At 58.7% G+C, this 23155-nt stretch carries 21 protein-coding genes and 1 tRNA gene; 14 read left to right on the forward strand and 8 right to left on the reverse strand.

Annotated features, from left to right (window positions below; all coding sequences use genetic code 11):
* Positions 1 to 2: 2 nt before the first annotated feature.
* The 7 genes from pth to AC5JQH_RS15210 all read right to left on the reverse strand — a co-directional run bounded on the left by pth (position 3) and on the right by AC5JQH_RS15210 (position 5772).
* Entirely contained in the window at positions 3 to 590 is a 588-nt protein-coding gene (gene pth / locus AC5JQH_RS15180) for an aminoacyl-tRNA hydrolase (protein ID WP_008176350.1), read from the reverse strand.
* A gap of 30 nt (positions 591 to 620) precedes the next feature.
* On the reverse strand, positions 621 to 1271 hold the full coding sequence (locus tag AC5JQH_RS15185) for a 50S ribosomal protein L25/general stress protein Ctc (protein WP_493805734.1): 651 nt from the start codon (positions 1269 to 1271) through the stop codon (positions 621 to 623).
* 166 nt (positions 1272 to 1437) lie between these two features.
* Positions 1438 to 2388 (reverse strand): ribose-phosphate diphosphokinase, encoded by a 951-nt coding sequence (locus AC5JQH_RS15190; RefSeq protein ID WP_008176348.1) that lies wholly within the window; start codon positions 2386 to 2388, stop codon positions 1438 to 1440.
* Between the two features lie 52 nt (positions 2389 to 2440).
* Positions 2441 to 2515, reverse strand: a tRNA-Gln gene (locus AC5JQH_RS15195).
* A 19-nt stretch (positions 2516 to 2534) separates the two neighbouring features.
* A complete protein-coding gene (gene ispE / locus AC5JQH_RS15200; RefSeq protein WP_286803872.1) occupies positions 2535 to 3398 on the reverse strand; it encodes a 4-(cytidine 5'-diphospho)-2-C-methyl-D-erythritol kinase in 864 nt (287 codons plus the stop codon).
* Entirely contained in the window at positions 3395 to 4027 is a 633-nt protein-coding gene (gene lolB / locus AC5JQH_RS15205; protein WP_493805735.1) for a lipoprotein insertase outer membrane protein LolB, read from the reverse strand. Before lolB ends, ispE begins: the two co-directional genes overlap by 4 nt.
* Positions 4024 to 5772, reverse strand: a complete 1749-nt coding sequence (locus AC5JQH_RS15210) for a tetratricopeptide repeat protein (protein ID WP_008176345.1) — start codon at positions 5770 to 5772, stop codon at positions 4024 to 4026. Before AC5JQH_RS15210 ends, lolB begins: the two co-directional genes overlap by 4 nt.
* Before the next feature lie 247 nt (positions 5773 to 6019).
* Here AC5JQH_RS15210 and hemA point away from each other — a divergent pair, with 247 nt between their 5' ends.
* The 4 genes from hemA to AC5JQH_RS15230 are packed head-to-tail and all read left to right on the forward strand — an operon-like array spanning position 6020 to position 9996.
* Positions 6020 to 7309: a glutamyl-tRNA reductase gene (hemA, locus tag AC5JQH_RS15215; RefSeq protein WP_286803871.1), complete on the forward strand. Its 1290-nt coding sequence runs from the start codon at positions 6020 to 6022 to the stop codon at positions 7307 to 7309.
* A complete protein-coding gene (gene prfA, locus AC5JQH_RS15220; protein WP_008176342.1) occupies positions 7306 to 8394 on the forward strand; it encodes a peptide chain release factor 1 in 1089 nt (362 codons plus the stop codon). The genes hemA and prfA overlap by 4 nt, the downstream gene beginning before the upstream one ends.
* A complete protein-coding gene (prmC, locus tag AC5JQH_RS15225) occupies positions 8384 to 9235 on the forward strand; it encodes a peptide chain release factor N(5)-glutamine methyltransferase (protein ID WP_339622946.1) in 852 nt (283 codons plus the stop codon). Before prfA ends, prmC begins: the two co-directional genes overlap by 11 nt.
* 14 nt (positions 9236 to 9249) lie before the next feature.
* Complete coding sequence (locus AC5JQH_RS15230; RefSeq protein WP_493805736.1) at positions 9250 to 9996, forward strand: molybdopterin-synthase adenylyltransferase MoeB; 747 nt, start codon at positions 9250 to 9252, stop codon at positions 9994 to 9996.
* Positions 9997 to 10180: 184 nt separating this feature from the next.
* On the opposite strand, the gene phrB is transcribed toward AC5JQH_RS15230, so the two are convergent.
* Entirely contained in the window at positions 10181 to 11584 is a 1404-nt protein-coding gene (gene phrB, locus AC5JQH_RS15235; protein ID WP_493805737.1) for a deoxyribodipyrimidine photo-lyase, read from the reverse strand.
* Between the two features lie 165 nt (positions 11585 to 11749).
* On the opposite strand from phrB, the gene AC5JQH_RS15240 reads away from it, so the two are divergent.
* The 10 genes from AC5JQH_RS15240 to AC5JQH_RS15285 all read left to right on the forward strand — a co-directional run bounded on the left by AC5JQH_RS15240 (position 11750) and on the right by AC5JQH_RS15285 (position 23122).
* Entirely contained in the window at positions 11750 to 12559 is an 810-nt protein-coding gene (locus AC5JQH_RS15240) for a DUF432 domain-containing protein (RefSeq protein ID WP_008176336.1), read from the forward strand.
* 51 nt (positions 12560 to 12610) lie between these two features.
* Positions 12611 to 13471: a mechanosensitive ion channel family protein gene (locus tag AC5JQH_RS15245; RefSeq protein WP_008176333.1), complete on the forward strand. Its 861-nt coding sequence runs from the start codon at positions 12611 to 12613 to the stop codon at positions 13469 to 13471.
* Positions 13452 to 13949, forward strand: coding sequence for an ATP-dependent zinc protease family protein (locus tag AC5JQH_RS15250; protein WP_041644996.1), 498 nt, complete (start codon positions 13452 to 13454; stop codon positions 13947 to 13949). The genes AC5JQH_RS15245 and AC5JQH_RS15250 overlap by 20 nt, the downstream gene beginning before the upstream one ends.
* Positions 13946 to 14851, forward strand: a complete 906-nt coding sequence (gene rimK / locus AC5JQH_RS15255) for a 30S ribosomal protein S6--L-glutamate ligase (RefSeq protein WP_008176329.1) — start codon at positions 13946 to 13948, stop codon at positions 14849 to 14851. Before AC5JQH_RS15250 ends, rimK begins: the two co-directional genes overlap by 4 nt.
* Before the next feature lie 3 nt (positions 14852 to 14854).
* A complete protein-coding gene (locus AC5JQH_RS15260) occupies positions 14855 to 15919 on the forward strand; it encodes a succinylglutamate desuccinylase/aspartoacylase family protein (RefSeq protein ID WP_008176327.1) in 1065 nt (354 codons plus the stop codon).
* Positions 15920 to 15933: 14 nt separating this feature from the next.
* Entirely contained in the window at positions 15934 to 16359 is a 426-nt protein-coding gene (locus AC5JQH_RS15265; RefSeq protein ID WP_053114606.1) for a secondary thiamine-phosphate synthase enzyme YjbQ, read from the forward strand.
* 224 nt (positions 16360 to 16583) lie between these two features.
* A complete protein-coding gene (locus AC5JQH_RS15270; protein ID WP_008176323.1) occupies positions 16584 to 17561 on the forward strand; it encodes a TAXI family TRAP transporter solute-binding subunit in 978 nt (325 codons plus the stop codon).
* 90 nt (positions 17562 to 17651) lie between these two features.
* Positions 17652 to 19841, forward strand: coding sequence for a TRAP transporter permease (locus tag AC5JQH_RS15275; RefSeq protein WP_014576235.1), 2190 nt, complete (start codon positions 17652 to 17654; stop codon positions 19839 to 19841).
* A gap of 117 nt (positions 19842 to 19958) precedes the next feature.
* Entirely contained in the window at positions 19959 to 21773 is a 1815-nt protein-coding gene (locus AC5JQH_RS15280; protein WP_491713635.1) for a sensor histidine kinase, read from the forward strand.
* Positions 21770 to 23122 carry a sigma-54-dependent transcriptional regulator gene (locus tag AC5JQH_RS15285; protein ID WP_092030297.1) on the forward strand — a complete coding sequence of 451 codons (1353 nt, stop codon included), beginning with the start codon at positions 21770 to 21772 and terminating at the stop codon, positions 23120 to 23122. The genes AC5JQH_RS15280 and AC5JQH_RS15285 overlap by 4 nt, the downstream gene beginning before the upstream one ends.
* Positions 23123 to 23155: the final 33 nt, after the last annotated feature.

Here is a 23155-nt window from a genome sequence, read left to right on the forward strand (position 1 = left end):
GATTATACCGGTTTGAAACTGTGCAGGCGATTCATGGCGGCGGGAAGCTTGCCGCTGGCTGCATCCGGTAATACCCGCATGATTTCGTCGATCACTGCGTTCAGTTCCTCGGTCTCCTGTTTGCCCAGGCGGCCGAGCACGTAGCCGGTTACCCTGCGGCTGTCGCCGGGGTGCCCGATTCCGATGCGCAGTCTCTGAAAATCGTTGGTGCCCAGGTGGGCGATGGTGTCGCGAAGGCCGTTATGTCCACCGTGGCCGCCGCCTTTCTTGAGCTTGGCGGTACCCGGGGGCAGATCGAGTTCGTCGTGGGCAATCAGAATCTGTTGGGGCTGAATCTTGAAGAAGTCTGCCAGCGCCTTGATGGCCAGGCCGCTGCGATTCATAAAGGTGGTGGGATTCAGGAGGTGCAGGTCGAGGCCCTGCCACTGAATGCGGGCGTAGAGCCCGTGGTACTTCTTTTCGGGGCGGAGCGTCTGGCCCGCAGCGCGGGCCAGAGCTTCGACGAAGAGAGCGCCGGCGTTATGGCGGGTATTCTCGTAGTCAGCGCCGGGGTTTCCCAGACCAACCACCATGACAATATCCTGCGCCATTCGCCGCTGCCCTCCTCAGAACAGGAGTGATTACTCCTTGTCTTCGCCGCCTTCTTCGCTTTCTCCGCCTTCTTCGGCTTCATCATCAGCCTTCGCGCCGCGCGGCTTGTGGATAGCCACAACCGGCAGGTCATGATCCTCACCCTGGAGCAGGGCGGCAATCTTGACGTCTTTCGGCAGTTTCAGGTCGCTCAGGTGAACTACCTGGTCCATTTCGACAGTGGTCATGTCCACTTCGATGAACTCGGGCAGGTTCTGCGGCAGACAGATCACTTCAACTTCGTTGATCTGGTGGTTCGCTACACCGCCCTGGAGCTTGATAGCCGGTGCAGTGTCTTCGTTGATGAAGTGCAGCGGTACGTTGACGTGGATCTCGTGGTCCTTGTCAACACGCAGGAAGTCAGCGTGGGTCAGGATCGGCTTGTACGGGTGACGCTGCAGATCCTTCAGGATTACGCTTTCTTTCTTGCCGTTCAGCTCAACGGTCAGAACGTGGGAGAAGAATGCTTCGTTCTCCAGGGCTTTTTTCAGCTCGTTGTGCCAGATGGCAATCGGAGTTGCATCCTTGTTGCCACCATAAATGATGGCCGGGATTTTCCGTTCCTCACGACGCAGGCGGCGGCTCGCACCTCTCCCCTGATCGTCACGAGGAAATGCTTCGATAACAAATTCCTGAGACATGGTAATAACCTCAATCGTCACCTGAACTGCCCGCGACCAGGCGTAGGATCAGGTGATGTTTCTGAAAAGCCGGATTTTTCCGGCTGACTAAAAGAGTCGGGAGCCTGTGTAGGCTCCCGACCCGGTAACTGCTTGTAATGCCTTGATATTACGACCGAAAGGTCACTCAGGCATTCTCGAACATGGCACTGATGGACTCTTCGTTGCTCACGCGGCGAATCGACTCCGCAAGCAGCCCGGCCATTCCGAGGACGCGGATTCTATCACAATTATGCGCTTTGTCACCCAGCGGGATGGTATCGCAGACCACAAGTTCGTCCAGCTGTGAGGCATTGATGTTATCAATGGCCGGGCCGGAGAGAACCGGGTGGGTGATGTAGGCAACCACGCGGGCCGCGCCGTGTTCTTTCAGGGCGTTGGCCGCTTTGCACAGCGTGCCGGCGGTATCAATGATGTCGTCTACCAGGATACAGGTCTTGTCTTTGACATCACCGATGATGTGCATTACCTGGGAAACGTTCGCTTTCGGGCGACGCTTGTCGATGATGGCAAGGTCGGCGTCGTCCAGGCGCTTGGCCACGGCACGGGCGCGAACCACGCCGCCAACGTCCGGAGATACCACGACAAAGTTCTCGAAACGCTGTTTGAAGATGTCTTCAAGCATGACCGGTGTGGCGTAGATGTTGTCCACCGGGATATCGAAGAAGCCCTGGATCTGGTCGGCGTGCAGGTCAACGGTCAGGACCCGGTCAACGCCGATGCTGGAAATCATGTCTGCGACCACCTTGGCGCTGATGGCAACACGGGTAGAACGTACCCGGCGATCCTGGCGCGCGTATCCGTAATAGGGGATAACGGCGGTGACCCGTGTAGCGGAAGCACGGCGAAGTGCGTCGGCCATCACGATCAGTTCCATCAGGTTATCGTTGGTGGGGTAGCAGGTCGGCTGGATGATGAACACATCATGGCCGCGGACATTCTCATTGATCTCGACGGTGGTTTCCCCGTCGCTGAAACGGCCAACAGTGGCCTGACCCATGGGAATGTGGAGTTTGCGGGCAATCGCTTGAGCCAGTTCAGGGTTGGCGTTGCCAGCGAAGATCATCAGTTTGGACACGACGGCATCCTTCTCAGTATCGGCGTTTGATTCAGAAGAAGCGGGAGAAAGGTGGCTGGGGTGGCAGGATTCGAACCTGCGCATGACGGGATCAAAACCCGTTGCCTTACCACTTGGCGACACCCCAGTATCGTGCTTTTTTGGCATCATTTCAGCTCTGTTAGCTTTTTGTGTAGAGGTGAAATGTTCACCCCTTTAGCTACGAACCCCGTGACGCCGGAGGGTTTGCTTTCCCAGATGATCCGGGCTGCGGATTCTGTCGGGAAACGTCCAAATATGCAAGCCCCGGTTCCGGTTAATCTTGCAGGTCCGAATTGTGAAAGCCATTCCAGGCTCTGGTTAACCTCAGGATACAGTTTTCGAACTACATCCTCACAGTCGTTTCGGTACCTCGAGGCGTCTCCCTCAAAAGCGGGCGCTATTTTGATTCTCGGGGTGTTCCTTGTCAACCCTTGCTCGGAAAAAATCTTGCCAGTGTTTATGTTGCAGCCGGGCTTGAGGACAACGAACCAGTCTTCCGGCGGATTTGCGTTGGTCAGTGTTTCACCAACTCCCTCACCAAAGGCGGCATGGCCCCGGACAAACACCGGCACATCGGCGCCCAGGCCGAGGCCTATTCCGGCAAGCTCATCGGTGCTCAAGTCGAGCTGCCAGAGATGGTTCAGGGCCAGCAGAGTGGTTGCAGCATTGGAGCTGCCGCCGCCCAGACCGCCGCCCATGGGCAGCCGTTTGGTGATGCCGACGGTGACCCCGGGCAAGTCGCCTTGAGCCCTCTCAAGGAGTGCTCTGGCGGCGCTAATGATGAGGTTGTCCTCGTCGTCGACACCGGGAACAGACTCCGCGAGCCTCACCCCCGGCTCGCCGGGTGTCAGGGTGAAGCTCAGTTCGTCGCCGTAGTCCAGAAACTGGAACAGTGTCTGAAGCTCGTGATAGCCATCATCCCTGCGCCCGACAATGTGCAGGAACAGGTTCAGCTTGGCCGGTGAGGGCAGTATCAGGTCAGGTGTCACTCGGGCTGCTCCTGCCAGTCGCTGACCACCAGGCGTACCCGCTTGTCGTCCTTGAGCGCGGTAATCCGGGCGGGCAGCGCAGGGTAAGCAGAGAGGAAGGCCTGCCAGCGGTCGTAGCGGATTTCCCAGCCGTTCTGGCGGATTATGGCCAGGGTGCCCTGATTATCAAACAGCAGGCGATAGTCGCTGGCGGGGGATGGCAGGCCCCGAATCCACCAGGTCAGATTCTCCAGTGGCAGCTGCCAGCCCGTGGCCGCCTCGACCAGCGCTTCCGGTTCGCCCGAGCGGTAAGTTTCGCCGTTCGGCAGGGTCAACTCGATAAACCCGGGAACCCCTTTGAGTGTTGTGCTGCCCATACCGAGGAACGATGAGGAGAGGGCAAGATCGTAGGCTTCGCCATCCTGAATCCAGTGATTGATGATGGCGCTTCCGCTGTCGGATGGCTGGCGTACGGCCAGCTTCCCGGACAGCTTCCAGTGGTCGAGTTTGTCGAGACTGACTGCGCGAGTGGTCCAGTCAGCCGGAGGCTGGTCTGTCATGCCCTCCGGCAATGGCTCGATCTGGATCGTAGTGCAGGCGCCGAGGGTGGCAAGCATTGTCAGTGCGGCCAGAATTCGCGCCAGTCTCATTCGGTGTCACCACCATTGGTCAGCCGATCGATGGTTTCTCTGAGCACTTCGTGATTGCTGTCCTGTTCGAGGCCTTCCTGCCAGATGATTCTGGCCTGTTCTTCGGCTCCGTTCATCCATAGCGCCTCACCATAGTGAGCGGCAACTTCCGGATCGGGGAAGGCGGCCCAGGCACGGGAGAGGTACTCTAGCGCCGGCTCGAGCTGGCCTTCGAGGAACAGGACCCAGCCCATGCTATCGAGAATGGCCGGATTGTTCGGGTCCAGCCGCAGAGCTTTCTCGATATAGCCGCGGGCTTCTCTCAGCCTGTCCGTCCGGGTGGTCAGGATGTAGCCCAGGGCATTCAGGGCAACGGCGTTTTCCGGTTCCTGTTCGATAATCTGCTTCAGGTCGGCTTCGGCGTCGGCAGGCCGTCCGATGCCATCGTAGAGCATGGCCCGGGCGTACCGGATCTCGATATTGTCCGGATGTTCTTCCAGGGCTTCCGTGGCGGTGCTCAGGGCCTGCTGTTGTTGTTCCTGATCCAGCAGCAGGTTCACCTCCAGCAGCCAGAAGTTCTCTGCCTGGCGGGGATTGGCTTCGCGCAGCCTGCGAATGCGGTCAATGGCGTCCTCAAGCTGTCCATTCTCGGCCAGCAGAGAGCTGGCGCGGGCCAGGGCCGGGAAGTAGTAATTGCCCTGTTCCACGCTCTGGTAATAGCCAATGGCCTGCTCGGTATTGCTTGCCTGGTCTTCAATGCGGCCCAGGTAGTAGTTGGCTTCGCTGGTATGGTGGCCCTGTTCGGCCAGTTGTGTCAGTTCTTGCCGGGCCAGGTCGGTCTGCCCATTTTCAAGAGCGACCAGTGCATGAGAGAGTCGCAGGCCCGGCGTGTCCGGGTACCGCTTTACGAGGCGATTGAATTCATCCTGGGCAGCCTGCAATTCACCTTCATTTATAAGCATGCGGCCGTAAAGGGTGCCCATCTGTCGGTTGCCCGGAAAGCGGCGGGTGTTGGTCAGCAGGTAATCCAGGGCGCTGCTTTTCTGACCGGTCTGGTAGAGCAGGTCGCCCTTGAGAATGATAGCCGGCTGGAAGTTTGCGTTTTCCTGCAGCAGTGGTTCGAGTCTGTCCAGGGCTTGCTGTGGCTGCCCGGTTACTTTCAACAGGAGCGCAATGCTGTATTCCAGTTCCGGGGTGTCGGGGTGGCGGTCCGACATCTCATTATAAAGGGCGAGCAGTTCCTGCTGTTGCTCTGGCGGCAGATTGGCTGCCATAGCGGCAAGGCTGTCGAAGTCAGCATCACCGCCCTGATCCATGATCCGTTCCATGTGATGGATGGCGGTCTGGAGGTCGTTTCCCTTTACGGCCTGGATCGCAGAAATCCGGTGGGCCTGGAGATTATCCGGGTCGATGTCCAGCCACAGCTCGGCGAGCTGTTTCTGGGCGTTATCGCCGTTCAGGGATTGGGCGATTCGCATCGCCCGCTCGATCACCACCTGGTCTCGGGACTGTTTGGCAGCCTTAAGGTAGTTAACCAGGGTAATGTCGTAGCGTCCGCGCTGGGCTGCAATTTCGGCAGATAGAAGCAAATAGAGGGTTTCGGGCTCAAAATCGGCGTATTCAACCGGCGGTTGTGGTTCTGTCTTTTCCCCAGCGGCGACGGTTTCGCTCTTGGCAGGCGCTTCCTCTGTGCCGGTGAGGCTGGCACAACCTGCCAGCGTGAGGCCAAGCAGGCAGGTAAACAGAAACGGTACGGATTTGTGCATGCAACTTCCCATGATCTGTCGAAAACGCATCTGAAATAACCACGCTCCAGCCCCGGAATTGAGGTAGATCGGGTCGCGGCCTCAGCCGAATCCCTATAATGGCATAAGCACCTGATCTTGCCCAACCTGTCCGCACTTGCCGAAGCTGCGGTGGTTTTGGGTGGCAGCTCAGGCCGCTGGCCGTTAAAATGTCCAGTAATTGCGCGTATCTAAACCGCTCATCGGCAAAAGGTTGTACAACCACGAAATGGCACTGGTAACGCTGGGAATCAATCATCGCACGGCCCCCGTAGAACTACGGGAGCGAGTGGCGTTTACGCCCGAGCGTATGGCGGAGGCGTTCGCCGAGCTGCGTGCGACGTCAGGCGCCACCGAGGCGGCGATACTGTCTACCTGTAACCGGACCGAGCTGTACCTGGCCGGCGATGATGACTGCGCCCCCATGGTGCTTCGCTGGATGGCCGGCTTCCATGGAATGGACGCCGCGGAACTGGAAGAAGCGCTGTACGTGCACCGCGATGGCGATGCCGTCAGGCACATGATGCGAGTGGCCGCCGGCCTGGACTCCATGGTGCTTGGCGAGCCACAGATCCTCGGGCAATTGAAGGATTCCTATTCCCTGGCCAGGGAACACGGCGCCAGCGGCTCGTTCCTGTCCCGATTGTTCGAACATACCTTCTCGGTCGCCAAGCGCGTGCGGACCCAGACTGCCATCGGTGAAAATCCCGTTTCTGTTGCCTACGCAGCGGTGAGCATGGCGCATCACATATTTGCCGACATGTCCCGCAACAAGGCCCTGTTGATCGGTGCCGGCAAAACCATCGAACTGGTAGCCCGGCACCTTGCGGATGCCGGCGTGAAAGACTTCCTGGTGGCCAACCGTACCCTTGAGCGGGCACAGGCACTGGCAGAATCCCGTGGTGGCAAGGGCATTGTGCTGTCCGAGATTCCGGAACATCTGGCCGATGTCGACATTATTATTTCTTCAACGGCAAGCCCATTGCCGATTCTTGGTAAAGGTGCCGTTGAGCGAGCCCTGAAGAAACGCAAACACCGCCCCTATTTCATGGTGGATATTGCCGTGCCCCGGGATATCGAGCCGGAGGTGGCCTCGCTGGATGACGTGTATCTCTACACAGTGGACGACCTGCGCCAGGTTATCGAAGAAAATATCCGCTCTCGTGAGGGTGCGGCCCGGGAGGCCGAGAATCTGGTGGCGTCCGGGGTTCAGGATTTTCTGAACCAGCTAAGGGCGCTGGATGCGGTGTCCACGCTCAAGCAGTTCCGTCAGCGTGCCGAACTGCTGCGCGATGCGGAGACCGAAAAAGCCCTGCGCGCCCTGCGCAATGGCACAGATCCTGAAACCGTGCTGCGCAGTATGGCACGCGGCCTCACCAACAAACTCCTGCACGAGCCCTCTGTGCAGGTTCGCAAGGCCACCACAGAAGGTCGCACCGAGGTGACAGAGTGGCTGCGTGAGTTGCACCAGCTGGATGCACTGGACGCGGACACGACGACAACCCCGGAAAAACTATGAAGCCATCGATCCAATCCCGCCTCGAGCAGCTTTCAGACCGCTTCGAGGAAGTCAGCGCATTGCTTAGTGATTCTTCCATTATCTCCCAGCAGGACAAGTTCCGGGACCTTTCCCGGGAGTTCGCCGAGATTGAGCCCATTGTTCATTGTTTCCAGGCCTGGCAGCACTCCCTGGATGACATCGAGGCTGCGCGCGAGCTGGCGAAAGATGGCGACGCCGATATGCGGGAAATGGCCGAGGAAGAGCTGCAACTTGCCGAGCAGAAGAGCGAGGAGCTCGATGAAGAGCTCCAGCGCCTGATGCTGCCGAAAGACCCGAACGACGGCAAGAACGTATTCCTGGAGATTCGCGCCGGCACCGGTGGTGACGAAGCTGCCATTTTTGCCGGCGACCTGTTCCGGATGTATCTGCGCTATGCCGAGCGCCGGCGCTGGCAGGTGGAGGTTCTGAGCGAGAGCGAGGGCGAGCATGGCGGCTTCAAGGAACTGATTGCGCGCGTGGCCGGTGACGGAGTGTATGGTGCCCTGAAATTCGAGTCTGGTGCCCACCGGGTGCAGCGTGTTCCGGAAACCGAATCCCAGGGCCGGATCCATACCTCCGCCTGCACCGTGGCGGTGATGCCCGAGGCCGATGAGGCCGAGGCCATCGAGCTCAACAAGGCGGATCTGCGGGTAGACACGTTTCGTGCGTCGGGTGCTGGCGGCCAGCACGTGAACAAGACCGATTCGGCGATCCGGATAACGCATTTGCCAACGGGCATCGTGGTGGAATGCCAGGAAGAGCGTTCCCAGCACAAGAACCGCGCCAAGGCGTTGAGCCTGCTGGCCTCTCGGCTTCAGAATGCCGAGACCGAGCGGCAGCAAAAGTCCATGGCCGAGACTCGCAAGAGCCTGGTGGGCAGTGGCGACCGGTCCGAGCGGATCCGCACGTACAACTTTCCCCAGGGGCGGGTGACGGATCATCGGATCAACCTCACCCTTTACAAGCTCGACGAAGTCATTGCCGGTGACCTGGACGCCGTCGTCGTGCCTCTGCAGCAGGAGCACCAGGCCGAGCTGCTCGCCTCTCTCGCCGATGACCAGTAAACCTTCACTGACCTGCGAAGCCCTTCTGAAGGAGGCATCCAGCCGAATTGAAAGTGATTCGCCGAGGCTGGATGCCGAGCTGCTGCTTAGCAACATTACGGGGCTTAGCCGAACCAGTTTCCGGGCCTGGCCGGAGCGGGAAGTGACCGACACTCACGCTGAGGCCTTTGAGGCGCTTGTGCAGGAGCGCGTGGTCGGCAGGCCTGTGGCACATTTGTTGGGGCATCAGGAATTCTGGTCACTGCCGCTGAAAGTCAGTGCCTCCACCCTGATTCCAAGACCGGATACCGAATGCCTGGTGGAAGTTGCTCTTGCTTTGCCGCTACCACCGCAAGCCAGTGTGCTGGATCTGGGAACAGGGACGGGCGCCATTGCCTTGGCTCTCGCCAGTGAGCACGTGGGCTGGCGAATATCTGCCTGTGATGCCGAGCCCGAGGCAGTGGCACTGGCCCGTGAAAACGCCGTTGCCCTTGGCCTGAACCTTTCCGTGGTCCAGAGTTCCTGGTTTTTGGGGCTGGAGCCAGAGAGGTTTGATCTGATTGTCTCCAATCCACCCTATATCCCCGATAGCGACCGCCACCTTGAGGAAGGGGACGTTCGATTCGAACCTGCCTCGGCCCTGGTATCCGGGAGCGATGGCCTGGATGATCTGCGGCTGATTATCAGCCAGGCGCCGGACTGGCTGGTTGAAGGCGGCTGGCTTCTGGTTGAGCATGGTTTCGATCAGGCAGAGGCCGTGGCACAGTTGTTTCACACTCGCGGGTTTAAAGCCGTTGAGACCCGGCAGGATTATGGCAACCGGGATCGGATGACACTCGGACAATGGTCTTCGGGTGCCTAAAAGTGGAGATGCAGATGCTCAGTGACGACGAATTATTGCGCTACAGCCGGCAGATCCTTATGCCCCGGTTCGATATTGCCGGCCAGGAAAAGCTGCAGTCGGCCAGGGTTCTGGTGATCGGTGCTGGCGGATTGGGGTGTCCTGTCGCTCTGTATCTGGGTGCCGCAGGTGTCGGGACCCTGACCCTGGTGGATGACGATACTATCGAGCTGGCCAACCTTCAGCGCCAGATCGGTTTCGAAACCTCGCAGCTGGGTGAATCCAAAGCGGAAAGCCTTGCCGATCGGATTCGTCGGATCAACCCGCTGGTGTCTGTTACCGCCCTGAATCAGCGCCTCGAAGGTGAGGCTCTGACGCGGAAGGTCGCGGAGGCAACTCTGGTGGTGGATTGCACGGATAACTTCAACACCCGGTTTGCGCTGAATCGTGCCTGTGTGGCGTCGAAAGTTCCGCTGGTGTCCGGTGCGGCCATTCGGGGCGAGGGGCAGGTTTCGGTTTACGACAGCCGGCGGGAGGACAGCCCCTGCTACCACTGTCTGTATCCGGAGCAGGGCAATGAGGATCTGACCTGTTCCGAGGCGGGCGTGATTGCGCCTCTGGTCGGGATGATCGGGGCGACTCAGGCCATGGAGGCCATCAAGGTGATTTCCGGGGTGGGGGCGCCGTTGATTGGGCGGTTGTTGATTCTGGATGCCTGGGAGATGCAGTGGCGGGAGATGAAGCTGGCTCGGGATCCTGATTGCCCGGTTTGTTCTGGCTGACTTTGGTGCAGGTGGGCTTGCGAGCTTTCGGGCTGCAGCGCCGGGGATAACCTTCCCAAAACACGCTCCTGGCGGCACGTCCATGTGACGCTTGGGCTCCGCCATCCATGGCTCCGCACAGTTTTGGGAAGGCCATCCCCGGCACTGCGTCAGAGTCCTGGATTAGCCCGCCTCATTGTGTACCTCAGTTTTTCAATTTCTGAAACTTTGTGATCGCCTCTTTCCTGCTTTCTTTCAGGTCAACGATCTGCCGCGGATATCCCTTCGGAATCACACCACCTTTCGCGCCCGGATCATGAATCCGTTTGCTGTCCAGTTTGGCCAGTTCGGGTAGCCATTCCCGGATGAAGTCGCCTTTGGGGTCGAAACGTTCGCTCTGGGTCACCGGGTTGAACACCCGGAAATAGGGAGCGGCGTCGGTGCCAGTGGAGGCGCTCCATTGCCAGCCGCCGTTGTTGGAGGCCAGGAAGCCGTCGATCAGTTTTGACATGAAGTAGGCTTCGCCCAGGCGCCAGTCGATGAACAGGTTTTTGGTGAGGTACATGGCGGTGATCATGCGCAGGCGGTTGTGCATCCAGCCGGTCTGGTTGAGTTGGCGCATGGCGGCGTCGACGATGGGGACGCCGGTGTTGCCGGTTTTCCAGGCTTCGAACTTGTCGCCCGGGGTGTTCCATTCCAGAGCTTCGGTTTCCGGTTTGAAGGCACGGTGCATGCTGACCCGGGGGTAGTGGTACAGGATGTTGATGTAGAAATCCCGCCAGGTGATTTCGTTGATCCAGGTTGCCAGGCCTTCCTGGTTGCCGCCTGAGCCCTGTGCCTGCCTGGCTGCGATCAGGCATTGTCGGCCGGAGAGGACGCCGTTGGCCAGGTAGGGGGAGATCAGGCTGGTTCCGTCGATGGCGGGGAAGTCCCTGTTTTCCTTGTAGGCACCGCCGCGTTTTTCCAGGAAGCGTTCAAGCTGGTCGTGGGCGGCCTGTTCTCCGGTGGGTACGAGAGGCTTGGGGGCGTCCCGAAAGGCTTCCGGGACGGTGTCGATCTGCTCCGGGTTAACCGCGTCGCCCCTCGCTTTGGGAATCGAAAACAATCCAGGATGGGTTTCTTCAATCCAGCTGCGCCAACGCCTCGAAAACGGCGTGAAGACGGAGTAGGGCTCGTTCTGCTGGGTCAGGATCTCGCCTACCGGGGCGACGGTCTGGTCGCGGTATTTGCGAACCGTAATTCCGAGCTCGTCAAAGCGGTGCTTGACGGCTTTTTCGCGTTTGCGCTCGTTGACGCCGTACTCCTCGTTGAAGTGCAGTGCTGTAACTTTGTGCTCTTCACAATGGCTCTGCAGTTTACCGATGCCGTCGTCGAATCTGTCGGCATAGATAAAGGAGAGGGGAATGCCGAGCCGGGCCAGTTCTTGGGCCAGGGCGTTGGCATGGGCGATGACGAATTGCACCCGGGCCGGAGACCAGTCGTGTTCCTGCCATTGGTCCGGGGTGAGAATAAAACAGGCCCGCACTTCTTCGCTGCTCTCGCAGGCGGCGGTGAGGGCGGGGTTGTCGGCAACCCGGAGATCGTTTCGGAACCAGACCAGTTGTGTCATCCGTAATCCATAGTTGTCTGAGGGATTGATGTAAGTGTAATTACAGCCCGGTGTATCAATAAAATCACCAACTTGGATATTCGCCCGGGCTGGCTGATTGGATTATAGTTAGGATACTTTTACAGCAATTCAGCCGGCCGATCCTCAAGGAGTTCTGTGGCAGGAATGGAGAACAACAGCGAAGGTCGCCGTGACGGCGTTTGGGCCCAGCCTTATTCACTGGCTTCCGGCCAGACCCAGCATCATCAACTGGGTCATATTCGTTTGTGGGTGACTCTGTTGGACCAGGAATGGCAGATTCGTTCAGAAACGCTGGAACTGGATACGGATCCGGCCAGCTGGACAGAAACCATCGGCCACACTCTGCCTTCGGCGTCTGTGCCGCTGCAGCGTTTCATTCGGGAAAACCAGTCGTCGACCGTGACATTCCTGCCGGCACTCGCAAACATGCCTACCGTGATTCGTCCTTTCCAGCCCCTGACGATTCCCGCCGGCGGCCGTTGCACAATCTACGTGGGCACGCTGGTCTGGATGAAGGTCTGTGCCGGCGACAAGCAAACCGTGTTGACGGAAATTCCCCTGGCGTCGCCTTCGATGACCTGGGTGGGCAGAAATACCATGGAGGGCGAGCTTTGTTATACCTCTCATAGTTTTGCCCGTCTTGTGCTTGAGGCGGTGCCGAAACGCCCCTGGCGAGCCGTCACGCCGGTGACGCTGATCAACCGGCGGGATGAGCCCCTGCTGCTTGAGCGCTTCAGTCTGCCCACGCCGTTGCTGTCATTGCACCAGAACGATCGGGGCCAGCTCTGGACGCCGGGGGTAACCGTTGAAGTTGAGACCGACATGAATTCAGCGAGTCTGCATGTGGAACAGTCGTTGCTGGCCGCAGCGGGCACCTGCCGGCCGGTGGCGGATGCTCGTGAAAAAATGGCCCGCGGCCGGCTTGTCCGGGCGTTTGACCGGATGTTTGGCTGAAACGGATCTGATGGAGTCGACGCTTTGCTGGAAACAATGCAAACAGGCGTAATGCAGTTTTTTACCGATATTGCCTGGGGGCAGTGGATCAGTTCCGCCTTTCTTGTTGTGTTGGGGCTGTTCCTCGGGTCTCTGGCGGCCCGCAGTGTCGGCCGTTTCATGGCGCAGCGCACCTCCCGCCATCATACCGTCATGGTTCGGCGGCTGGTGTTTTACGTCATCGTGGTGCTGTTTTTTGTGGCGGCCCTGCGGGAGGCCGGGTTCTCTCTGGATGTGGTGCTCGGCGCTGCCGGTATCCTCACCGTTGCCATTGGTTTTGCTTCTCAGACCTCGGCGTCGAACATGATCAGCGGCCTGTTTCTGCTGGTGGAAAAACCCTTTGAAATCGGTGACTTCATTGAGGTAGACGCGACCATCGGGGAAGTCGTCGGCATTGATATGCTGAGCGTGAAGTTACGCACGCCGGACAACCTGTACGTGCGGATTCCCAATGAAACCCTGATCAAGACAAGGGTGGTCAACCGTTCCCGGTTTCCGATACGCCGGCTCGACCTGACGGTGGGGATTGCCTACGCTGAAGATGTAGAGCGGGTGGAAAGTCTGCTTCTGAATCTGGCAGAAAAGAATCCGGTCTGTCTCGAAGAACCCAAGCCCTTCACCTTGGTGACAGCGTTTGGTCCATCCTCGGTCGATCTGCAGTTCTCTTACTGGGTGCCGAAGGAAAAGGTGCTTGAAGGGAGAAGCGGCATGATGGTCGCGATCAAGAAAACCCTGGATCGGGAAGGCATTGAAATTCCGTTCCCCCACACCAGCGTTTATGCGGGTAGCCATTCAGAGCCGTTCCGTGTTCAGCTGTTGGGGCCGGAAAAAATCACTGAAAAGGATCTCCCGGATGTCGACAAAGACAGCTGACGTTATCAAAACCATCCCACCGACCCCCGCCGAGAGTAAGATGAGTCTTGGCTGGCGGGAATGGGTGGCGCTGCCGGACCTGGATATCAGCCGTATCAAGGCGAAAATCGATACCGGAGCCAGAACTTCCTGTCTCCACACGTTCCGCACTGAACCCTACACGGAAAACGGTGAACGGCGCGTGCGCTTCTGGGTTCATCCGGTACAGAACGATCTTCACCAGGTGGTGGAGTGTGACGCCAGGGTGCTGGATGAGCGGAACGTGTCTGATTCCGGCGGCCACAAGGAAATGCGCCTGGTCATCGAGACCACGCTGCTGATTGGCGGCCAGAAATGGCCCATTGAAATGACATTGACCAACCGAGATTCCATGCGGTTCCGGATGTTGCTTGGCCGTACCGCTATGTCAGGGCGCTCAGTGATCTATCCCGAAGCTTCCTATCTTGCCGGCAAGCCGGCCTTAAGGACTGAAAAATGAAAATAGCGGTACTGTCACGAAACCGGCACCTCTACTCGACCCGCCGTCTGGTGGAGGAGGGCATTAATCGTGGCCACGAAGTGAAGGTGATTGACTGCCTTCACTGTTCGATGAATATCACCTCGGCCAATCCACAGATCCACTACCACGAGGAGGTCCTTGAGGATTTCGATGTGGTGATTCCGCGGATCGGTGCATCGGTGACGTTTTACGGAACGGCGGTGTTGCGCCAGTTCGAGATGATGGGCGTGTTTCCGGTGAATGAATCCGTGGCCATCAGCCGCTCCCGGGATAAGCTCCGCTCGCTGCAATTGCTGGCCCGCAAGGGTGTGGGAATGCCGATTACCGGTTTCGCGAACAAGCCGGACAACGTTCCGGAGTTGCTTCAGATGGTGGGCGGGGCGCCGGTGGTGATCAAGCTGCTGCAGGGTACCCAGGGCATCGGCGTGGTGCTGGCAGAAACCCGCAAGGCCGCGGAGAGTGTGATTGAAGCCTTCATGGGCCTGAAAGCGGATATTCTCGTGCAGGAATTCATCAAGGAAGCTGGCGGTGCCGATATCCGTTGCTTTGTGATTGGCGACAAGGTGATCGCCGCCATGAAGCGTCAGGGTGCCGAGGGCGAATTCCGTTCGAACCTGCACCGGGGCGGCACTGCCTCCCTCATACGCATCACCCCACAGGAGCGCAGCACTGCTATCAAGGCCGCCAAAGCCATGGGCCTTAACGTTGCCGGTGTTGACCTGCTCCGCTCCAGCAGGGGGCCACTGGTAATGGAGGTGAATTCGTCGCCTGGCCTTGAGGGCATCGAGAACGCCACCGGCAAGAACGTTGCCGGCATGATCATTAACTGGACCGAAAAGAATCAGAAGCCCTGGAAGACCCGGACCAAGGGGAGAGGCTAAAGCATGGCTCGTGCCCCCTATGAAATTGCCGGGACCCAGGTAAAGGCCGGAACCCGGCAAACCGTGGAAGTTCCGGTCGCCAAGCTGTACACCCATACGCCGCTGCACATTCCCGTTGAGGTTGTGCACGGCCGGCGAAGTGGCCCGGTATTGATGGTGTGTGGTGCCATTCACGGTGATGAGATCAACGGTGTTGAGATCGTTCGTCGGGTGCTCACCAATTCGGCGTTGAGGCACCTTCGGGGCACGTTGGTTGCGGTGCCTATCGTGAACATTTTCGGGTTCGTGCAGCGCACCCGATACCTGCCTGACCGGCGGGATCTGAACCGCTGTTTTCCCGGCAGTGAAAGTGGCTCCCTGGGCGGGCGTATTGCCTACCTGCTGCGCACCCAGATTATGGAGCGGGTTACCCACATTATTGATTTGCACACGGGTGCAGTTCATCGATTCAATCTGCCGCAAATTCGTGCCGAGCTGAAAAATCCGGAAACCGTGCGCATGGCCGAGGCCTTTGGTGCCCCGATCATAATCAATTCGGGGCTCCGAGAGGGAAGCCTGCGGGCCTACGCTGATTCACAGGACATTCCGGTGATCACCTTCGAAGGCGGAGAGGCTCTGCGATTTGATGACGTGGTGATCGGCAGCGGTGTGAAAGGGGTTATTCGGGTGATGCGTGAACTCGAAATGATCCCGGCGAAGAAGGGGCCCAAGGCACCGAGAAAGCGGTCTGAAACCGCGGCCAATTCCCAATGGGTGCGGGCGGATATCGATGGGATCATGAGGCCTGTCGCCCGGCTGGGCCAGAAGGTTCGCAAAGGCCAGAGGCTGGCCATGGTGGCGGATCCCTTCGGCGAATCGGAAACCGCGGTGGTGTCACCCTGCTCAGGTATCGTAATCTGCGTGAATAACCTGCCACTGGTAAACGAGGGCGAGGCAATTTACCACGTCGCCCGATTTGACGAGCTCAGCGAGGCGGAAAAAGCGATGGATTATTTCCGCAGCAGCTACGAGGGCGATGTCGGCGACGATGTGGTTCCCGTGCACCCCTGGGATGACCGGCAGAAATAACCGAGAGGGCTGTCATGATCTGGGATCAGTCGTTTATCGAGTTGGCGCCGCTGCCGCGGGGGTTTCATCTGGTCACCAATGAAATCCTTGCCCAGGCGCCGGACCTGACCAACTGCGAAGTCGGCTTGCTGCACCTGTTCATCCAGCATACCTCCGCTTCGCTGGCGGTGAACGAGAACGCCGATCCGGATGTGCGGGGCGACCTGGAACGCCATTTCAACGTCATGGTGCCGGAGAATGCGCCGCACTATGAGCACGTTATGGAAGGGCCCGACGACATGCCGGCTCATATCAAAAGCATCCTGGTCGGCCCCTCGCTGACCCTCCCGGTCAGCCATGGTCGCCTGGCACTTGGAACCTGGCAGGGACTTTATCTCTGCGAGCATCGGGATCGAGCCGGTAGTCGTCGTATTGTGGCGACTCTTCAGGGTCGCTGGTAGCCAGAACCCGAAACGCCCTACGTGTCGGGATTCACCCATCTGCTCTTTCCGATGGGTGGATATCCACCCATTTTCCAGCGCCTGACCTTGCTCTGATTTTAGTAAGGCCCTGTTTTTCCGAATTAATCGAGATCTGGTCTGCTCCTTGCTGATTGGGTTACCCACCGGAGCTGTTAGAGCTTCGTTGAGCACCCAACAAACAAAATGAATCGGGAGCATTCCTTATGAAAACCCAAGCCGTAATGGCGGTGGCCTTTGCCTCCACCTTCGCAGTCGCAACCCCCGCAACAGCCCAAGATCGTTCGGATTGGCCGAGCAACTTCACCGTTGGCACCGCCAGTCAGGGTGGAACCTATTTTGCCTACGGTTCCGGTTGGGCCAACTTTGTGGCTGAAAACCTGGGCGTTTCCGGTGGTGCCGAGATCACCGGCGGACCGGTTCAGAATATGGCGCTGGTGCACACTGGTGACCTGAAGTTTGGCCTGACCACCATGGGCCCGGCTCGTGAATCCATGGACGGTAACAGCCCGCTTGCGCCGGGCATGAAGATGGACAACGTCTGCGCCATGTTCCCGATGTACGAAACACCGTTCTCGGTGACCGCGCTATCCAGCTCTGGCATTACTTCCATCGCCGATATCCCTGATGGCGCCACGATCGGTTTTGGTCCGGCGGGCTCCACCTCGGACACCTACTTTCCGCGCATGATGGAGACCCTGGGTGTGAACTTCGAACGCCGCAACGGCAGCTGGTCTGATCTGGGCGGTCAGCTTCAGGATGGACTGATTGATGTGGTTGCCTTCGCCGCCGGTATTCCCATTCCTGCGGTCAGCCAGCTGGAAGTGCAAACCGACGTGAACATCATCGGTATGAACGATGCCGAGGCCGAGACCATTATCAGCAACTTCCCGGTGTCCGAGTTCATCATTCCGGCGTCCACCTACCAGTCCCTGGATGCGCCTTCCCGCGTGGTATCCATGTGGAACTTCGCGATGGTCAACTGTGATGTATCTGAAAGCTTCGTGTATGAAATCACCAAGCTGACCATGGAGAACAACGACAAGATGGTCTCCATTCACAAGGCGGCCCGTAACTCGGTACCCGAGAACTACACAAAGAACAACGTCCTGCCCTGGCACCCGGGCGCTGCGCGTTGGTTCAACGAGAATGGTTACCCGATCGAAGACAGCCAGATCAAGTAACAGTGCTCGAGCAGGAGGCTGCCCTGCAGCCTCCTGCAATGTATGGCCAGCCGAGTTCTGGCTCCGATTTGCCTGCAAGCAGGGTGTGTCATGACTACCGAACAAGATTCCAAAGACCTTCCGGACATTGAAGTGGGCGAAGACCATGTACTCGCGCACAACGTGGACGAGGAACCGGTCGAAGCCAACCGCCGGCTTTTCGAAGGCGGCCTGCTGAAATTCGTCGCGCTGCTGGCGATAGCCTATTCAGCCTTTCACCTGTATTCCCTGAACATAGCGCCCCTGGAAACCTGGTCGTTCCGGATTGTGCACATTGCCGGTGCCCTGGTGCTGGGTTTCGTTCTGTTTGCCGGCGCCCGGTTTGTGTCATCGGAAGAGGGCGGCGCACGCCACCGGTGGACAACCTGGATCAGTGCCGGTGCCATGCTGCCGGCTCTCTATGTGTTGTATCAGACATTTTCGTTCTGGCAGATGGTTCAGAACGGCGCCATGCGGATTCCGGTCGAACTGGAGGTGTGGCACTTTGGCTGGCCGCTGCTGGCGGCGACCGGTGTTGGCATTGTCATGAGCTGGTTTCATCAGCGCGAGCGATCGGTATTCAGTGTGCCCGACCTGGTGTTGATAGTCTGCTCGCTGGCCGTGGCCGCCTATTTCCTGGTGGTTTATAACACGTCCATGCGGATGTCGACCGGCACCTCCTTTGCGCCGGTGGGTATCTCGTTTGCAGCCATTGCCGGCACGGCCCTGATCATGGAACTTACCCGGCGCGTGGCGGGGATGGCACTGGTGATCATCGGTCTGGTGTTTCTGGCCTATGTTTTCGCAGGACCCTACCTGCCAGGTTTCCTCGGTTACCCGGGGCTTTCGGTTCAGCGTTTCTTCAGTCAGGTGTATACCGATGCCGGAATCCTTGGGCCGACCACGGCGGTGTCTTCGACATACATCATTCTGTTCATCATTTTTGCCGCCTTCCTGCAGTCCTCGAAGGTGGGTGACTACTTCGTGAACTTTGCCTTTGCGGCGGCCGGCCGTTCCCGGGGTGGCCCGGCCAAGGTATCGATCTTTGCATCGGGCCTGATGGGTATGATCAACGGCACCAGTGCCGGCAACGTGGTATCCACCGGCTCCCTGACGATTCCATTGATGAAGAAGGTGGGCTACAGCAAGCAATCCGCAGGCGCTGTCGAGGCGGCCGCGTCCACCGGTGGTCAGATCATGCCGCCGATCATGGGCGCCGGCGCCTTTATCATGGCGGAGATTACCGGCATTCCCTACACCGAGATAGCCATCGCGGCGATCATTCCGGCGATCCTGTATTTTGCCTCGGTCTACTTCATGGTGGATTTTGAAGCCGCCAAGACCGGCATGCGCGGCATGCGTGAAGACGAGCTGCCAAAGCTTAGAACCATGATGAAGCAGTGCTATCTGTTCGTGCCGATCATAATCCTGATTGTCGCCTTGTTCATGGGCTATTCGGTGATCCGGGCCGGCACCCTGGCGACCGTTTCTGCCGCGGTCGTGAGCTGGCTGTCACCCAACAAGATGGGTCTGCGGCATATCCTTCAGGCACTGGAAATTGCTTCCTATATGGCGATCCAGATTATCGTGGTGTGCGCAGCGGCCGGGGTAATCGTGGGCGTGATTTCGCTGACGGGAGTGGGCGCGCGCTTCTCTGTGCTGTTGCTGGACGTTGCGGCCACGAGCCAGTTGCTGGCGCTGATCTTCGCCATGTTCATTTCCATTCTACTGGGTATGGGGATGCCGACCACGGCGGCCTATGCGGTAGCTGCCTCAGTGGTCGCGCCCGGCCTTGTCCAGTTGGGTATTGAACCGCTGACGGCGCACTTCTTCGTGTTCTACTTCGCTGTAGTTTCCGCGATCACACCGCCGGTTGCGCTGGCCTCCTATGCCGCTGCAGGCATATCGGGCGCCAACGCCATGGAAACCTCCGTGGCCTCGTTCCGGATTGGCATCGCAGCCTTCATCGTGCCTTTCATGTTCTTCTACAACGGCGCGTTGTTGATGGAAGCCGGCTGGTTCGAGATCGCGAGGGCGCTGGTAACCGCAACCTTTGGCGTTTACATGCTTTCTGGCGGCGTGCTCGGTTGGTTTGCGAGCATTTCCGCGTCCTGGATAACGCGACTCCTGCTGATTGCGGCCGCGTTGCTGATGATCGAGGGAGGGCTCTGGACGGATCTCACCGGTATTGCCCTGGCGGTCCTGGCGTTCGTCATCCAGAAGCAGCGTAAAACTCGCCTTGCCACAGCTGGCGCCCTGTAAAGGGGGTCTTGCTGGCGGCGTCAGAACAACCGTGCCATGGAAGCATCGCACGGTTGTTCTGTACCCGGCCTGGCTATACTCTAGCGGCTTTCCGCGGTTTTTCGGGAACCGGACCCTATGCCTTACCGTATTGGCGTTTTTCTCCTTTTCGTGGCGACCCTGGTGGTCGCCTGGCTGCTCGGTGGCTGGGTTGGATACCGGCAGGTGGAGCAGGAGAGCCTCGAGGAGTCCTTTCGGTATCGCCAGTTGGTGGCCAACGAACTGAATCGGTATCTCCCGGTGCCCGAGCTGATGGCAGAGCATCCGTTATTGCAGCGGGCGCTGGAGGCGCCTGACAATCCCTCTGCTATTCTCGCGGCCAATGAACAGATGCAGCGCATGGCCACTATCGTAGGCAGTTCGGATGTCTACCTGATGGATACTCACGGCCTGACGATCGCAGCCAACAACTACCTGCAGCCAGACAGTTTTGTCGGGCGGAATTTCAATTTCCGGCCGTATTTCTATGAGGCGATGGAATCGGGCGATTCGGCGATCTATTTCGCCCTCGGCCTGATGTCTGGCGTTCGGGGTCTGTATTTCTCGCATCCGGTTCGGGACGAGGGCGGCGAGATTATCGGGGTGGTCGCCGTGAAGGTTCTGGTTCATGAACTGGAATCCCAATGGGATCGCCCTACCGGCTTGCGAGAGGCGGAGATGGTCGTGCTTGATCATAATGGCATCAGTTTTCTCGCGAGCAGGCAGGACTGGCTCTACCGCAATTTCTCGGGGATGGCCGATGCCGTGCCCGACGAGTATTCCCGCCGGCGTTATCCAGACCGTGATTTGACGCCAATGGCACTGAAAACGTTGGGAACCCCATGGGGGCTTCTGGAGCAGTCAGCAACGGTCCGCATCCAGGACAGTGGCAAACCCCGGGAATATCTAAGCGTAAGCACGCCTCTGCCAAGGATGGACTGGACGCTTCAAGTCATGGTGAGCACTCGCTCGGTCGTCTGGACCCGGTTGGGTTTTGCGGTCGGTGGCGCAGCGCTGTTCTTTGGCGGCCTGTTGACCTGGCTGTACCTGCGCGAGCGCTACCGGCGCGAGGCTGAACTGGCTCTTCGGGGCGAGCAGCTGGAGCGAAGCGTGGCCGAGCGAACCGCAGACCTGGAGAACTCCAATCGCAAACTGGTGGAGGAGATCCGAGAGCGAGAACGCACCCAAACCGAGCTGCGGGAAACACAGCAGGAGCTGATCCAGGCTGCAAAACTGGCGGTGCTGGGCCAGATGTCCGCGGGCCTCAACCATGAAATGAACCAGCCTCTGACGGCCATTCAGACCTATGCTCGAAACAGCCGCCGCTTCCTTGAGAAAGGTGCCGGGGAGATGGTGGATGCTAACCTGTCAGAAATCATCCTGCTGTGTGACAAGATGGCGGAGCTGACCCGGCAGTTCAAAGTGTTTGCGCGCAAATCCGAAGGCCCGCCAGCGATGGTGGATCTCCGGCAACCGATTGACGCATCCCTGAAGATTATCGTTGCCCAGCAATCGAGTTCGGAAATCGATATCCAGTGGCACCGTCCGGACTCGCCGGTGATGTGCCACGGTGACCTGATACGGATAGAGCAGGTTATGGTTAACCTGATGGCGAATGCGGTTCAGGCGGTAGAGGGCGGTGCACGGCCGGAAATCCGGATTGATATAGAAGAAACCGAGCAGCACTGGAAATGCCTGGTGCGCGATAACGGGCCCGGATTGCAGGGCGACACCGAACAGATTTTCGAGCCCTTTTTTACCACCAAATCGGTCAAGCAGGGACTGGGTCTTGGGCTTTCCATATCGCGCCAGATTGTGGATGCGCTGGGTGGCAGCCTGACCGGTCGTAACCGCCGGGATGGGCCGGGCGCAGAATTCGTCGTAACCCTCAAGAAGCGGGAGGCCATGGAATGACAGAACCCTCGGTAATCTTTGTGGACGACGATCCACACATCCGCCAGGCTATTGCCCAGACACTGACCCTGGAGGAGTTGCCGGTCAGCTGCTTCGAAGATGCGCCATCGGCGCTGGGACATATCAACGCCGACTACGACGGCGTGGTTCTCTGCGACTACAACATGCCGGAGATGACCGGCCTGGAGTTGCTGGACCGGCTTCGAGCTATCGATAACACCATTCCCGTGATCATTCTTACCGGGCAGGGCGACATAAGCACGGCAGTAACGGCCATGCAGCAGGGCGCTTACGACTTTATCGAGAAGCCGTTTGATCATGATGAACTGATTGAACTGCTCCGTCATGCCCTGGAAAAACGGCATCTGGCCCTCGAGAACCGTCGACTGAAAGCACAGCTGCGACACCTGGCCAGACCCGGTCCACGAATGTTGGGGGATTCGCCGTTGATGCAAAAGGTCATGGCGACCGTTGATCCCATCCTCGATATTTCGGCCAATATTCTTCTGCACGGGGAAACTGGGTCCGGGAAGGATGCGCTGGCCCGATACATTCATGAGAACAGTGGACGCAGTGCCCACAACTTTGTAGCAATCAACTGCGGCGCGGTGCCCGAGAACCTGATTGAAAGCGAGTTGTTTGGCCATGAGGCCGGGGCGTTCACCGGGGCTGAAAAGCGCCGTATCGGCAAGATCGAGCACGCCCACAAGGGCACCCTGTTCCTGGATGAGGTTGAGAGTATGCCCGTGCCCTTGCAGGTGAAACTCCTGCGGGTGCTGGAAGAACAACGGGTCGAGCGTCTGGGCAGCAATCAGGTTCAGGAGGTGGATGTCCGGATCATTGCCGCCACCAAGGCGGATTTGAAAAAACTCAGTGACGACGGCGAATTCCGGCCTGATCTCTATTACCGGCTGAATGTGGTCAAAGTTGACATCCCGCCGTTGAGAGAGCGGAAAGAGGACATCCCGCTGCTGTTCCATCATTTCGTGCTGATTGCCGCGGCCCGTTACGATCGGGAGAGCATACCGCTTGATGCTGGTCAGGCAGCCCGGCTGATGCAACATTCATGGCCCGGCAACGTTCGCGAACTTCGGAACCTGGCTGAACGTTATGTCCTGCTGGGGCCGGCAGCGCTGGATGAGAACGAACCTGCGGATACGGCCAATGTGGCGGGTCGACAGACGCTCGCCGAAATGATGGACGGTTTCGAGCGTTCTGCCATTATCAGCGCCCTGAATGCCAGTCATGGCAGCATCAAGGACACCATGGTCCAGCTCGGTATTGCCCGGAAAACCCTGTACGACAAGATGCGCAAGCATGGGTTGGACAAAGCCCAGTTCAAGGATTGATGAGCAACAAAAATTTACCGGCATGGTTACAGG

Source organism: Marinobacter sp. H13, assembly GCF_059072335.1.

Coding starts and splice junctions, on each gene's coding strand:
- pth (WP_008176350.1), bottom strand. CDS start 590: ATGGCGCAGGATATTGTCATGGTGGTTGGTCTGGGAAACCCCGGCGCT.
- AC5JQH_RS15185 (WP_493805734.1), bottom strand. CDS start 1,271: ATGTCTCAGGAATTTGTTATCGAAGCATTTCCTCGTGACGATCAGGGG.
- lolB (WP_493805735.1), bottom strand. CDS start 4,027: ATGAGACTGGCGCGAATTCTGGCCGCACTGACAATGCTTGCCACCCTC.
- AC5JQH_RS15210 (WP_008176345.1), bottom strand. CDS start 5,772: ATGCACAAATCCGTACCGTTTCTGTTTACCTGCCTGCTTGGCCTCACG.
- hemA (WP_286803871.1), top strand. CDS start 6,020: ATGGCACTGGTAACGCTGGGAATCAATCATCGCACGGCCCCCGTAGAA.
- prfA (WP_008176342.1), top strand. CDS start 7,306: ATGAAGCCATCGATCCAATCCCGCCTCGAGCAGCTTTCAGACCGCTTC.
- prmC (WP_339622946.1), top strand. CDS start 8,384: ATGACCAGTAAACCTTCACTGACCTGCGAAGCCCTTCTGAAGGAGGCA.
- AC5JQH_RS15230 (WP_493805736.1), top strand. CDS start 9,250: ATGCTCAGTGACGACGAATTATTGCGCTACAGCCGGCAGATCCTTATG.
- phrB (WP_493805737.1), bottom strand. CDS start 11,584: ATGACACAACTGGTCTGGTTCCGAAACGATCTCCGGGTTGCCGACAAC.
- AC5JQH_RS15240 (WP_008176336.1), top strand. CDS start 11,750: ATGGAGAACAACAGCGAAGGTCGCCGTGACGGCGTTTGGGCCCAGCCT.
- AC5JQH_RS15245 (WP_008176333.1), top strand. CDS start 12,611: ATGCAGTTTTTTACCGATATTGCCTGGGGGCAGTGGATCAGTTCCGCC.
- AC5JQH_RS15250 (WP_041644996.1), top strand. CDS start 13,452: ATGTCGACAAAGACAGCTGACGTTATCAAAACCATCCCACCGACCCCC.
- rimK (WP_008176329.1), top strand. CDS start 13,946: ATGAAAATAGCGGTACTGTCACGAAACCGGCACCTCTACTCGACCCGC.
- AC5JQH_RS15260 (WP_008176327.1), top strand. CDS start 14,855: ATGGCTCGTGCCCCCTATGAAATTGCCGGGACCCAGGTAAAGGCCGGA.
- AC5JQH_RS15265 (WP_053114606.1), top strand. CDS start 15,934: ATGATCTGGGATCAGTCGTTTATCGAGTTGGCGCCGCTGCCGCGGGGG.
- AC5JQH_RS15270 (WP_008176323.1), top strand. CDS start 16,584: ATGAAAACCCAAGCCGTAATGGCGGTGGCCTTTGCCTCCACCTTCGCA.
- AC5JQH_RS15275 (WP_014576235.1), top strand. CDS start 17,652: ATGACTACCGAACAAGATTCCAAAGACCTTCCGGACATTGAAGTGGGC.
- AC5JQH_RS15280 (WP_491713635.1), top strand. CDS start 19,959: ATGCCTTACCGTATTGGCGTTTTTCTCCTTTTCGTGGCGACCCTGGTG.
- AC5JQH_RS15285 (WP_092030297.1), top strand. CDS start 21,770: ATGACAGAACCCTCGGTAATCTTTGTGGACGACGATCCACACATCCGC.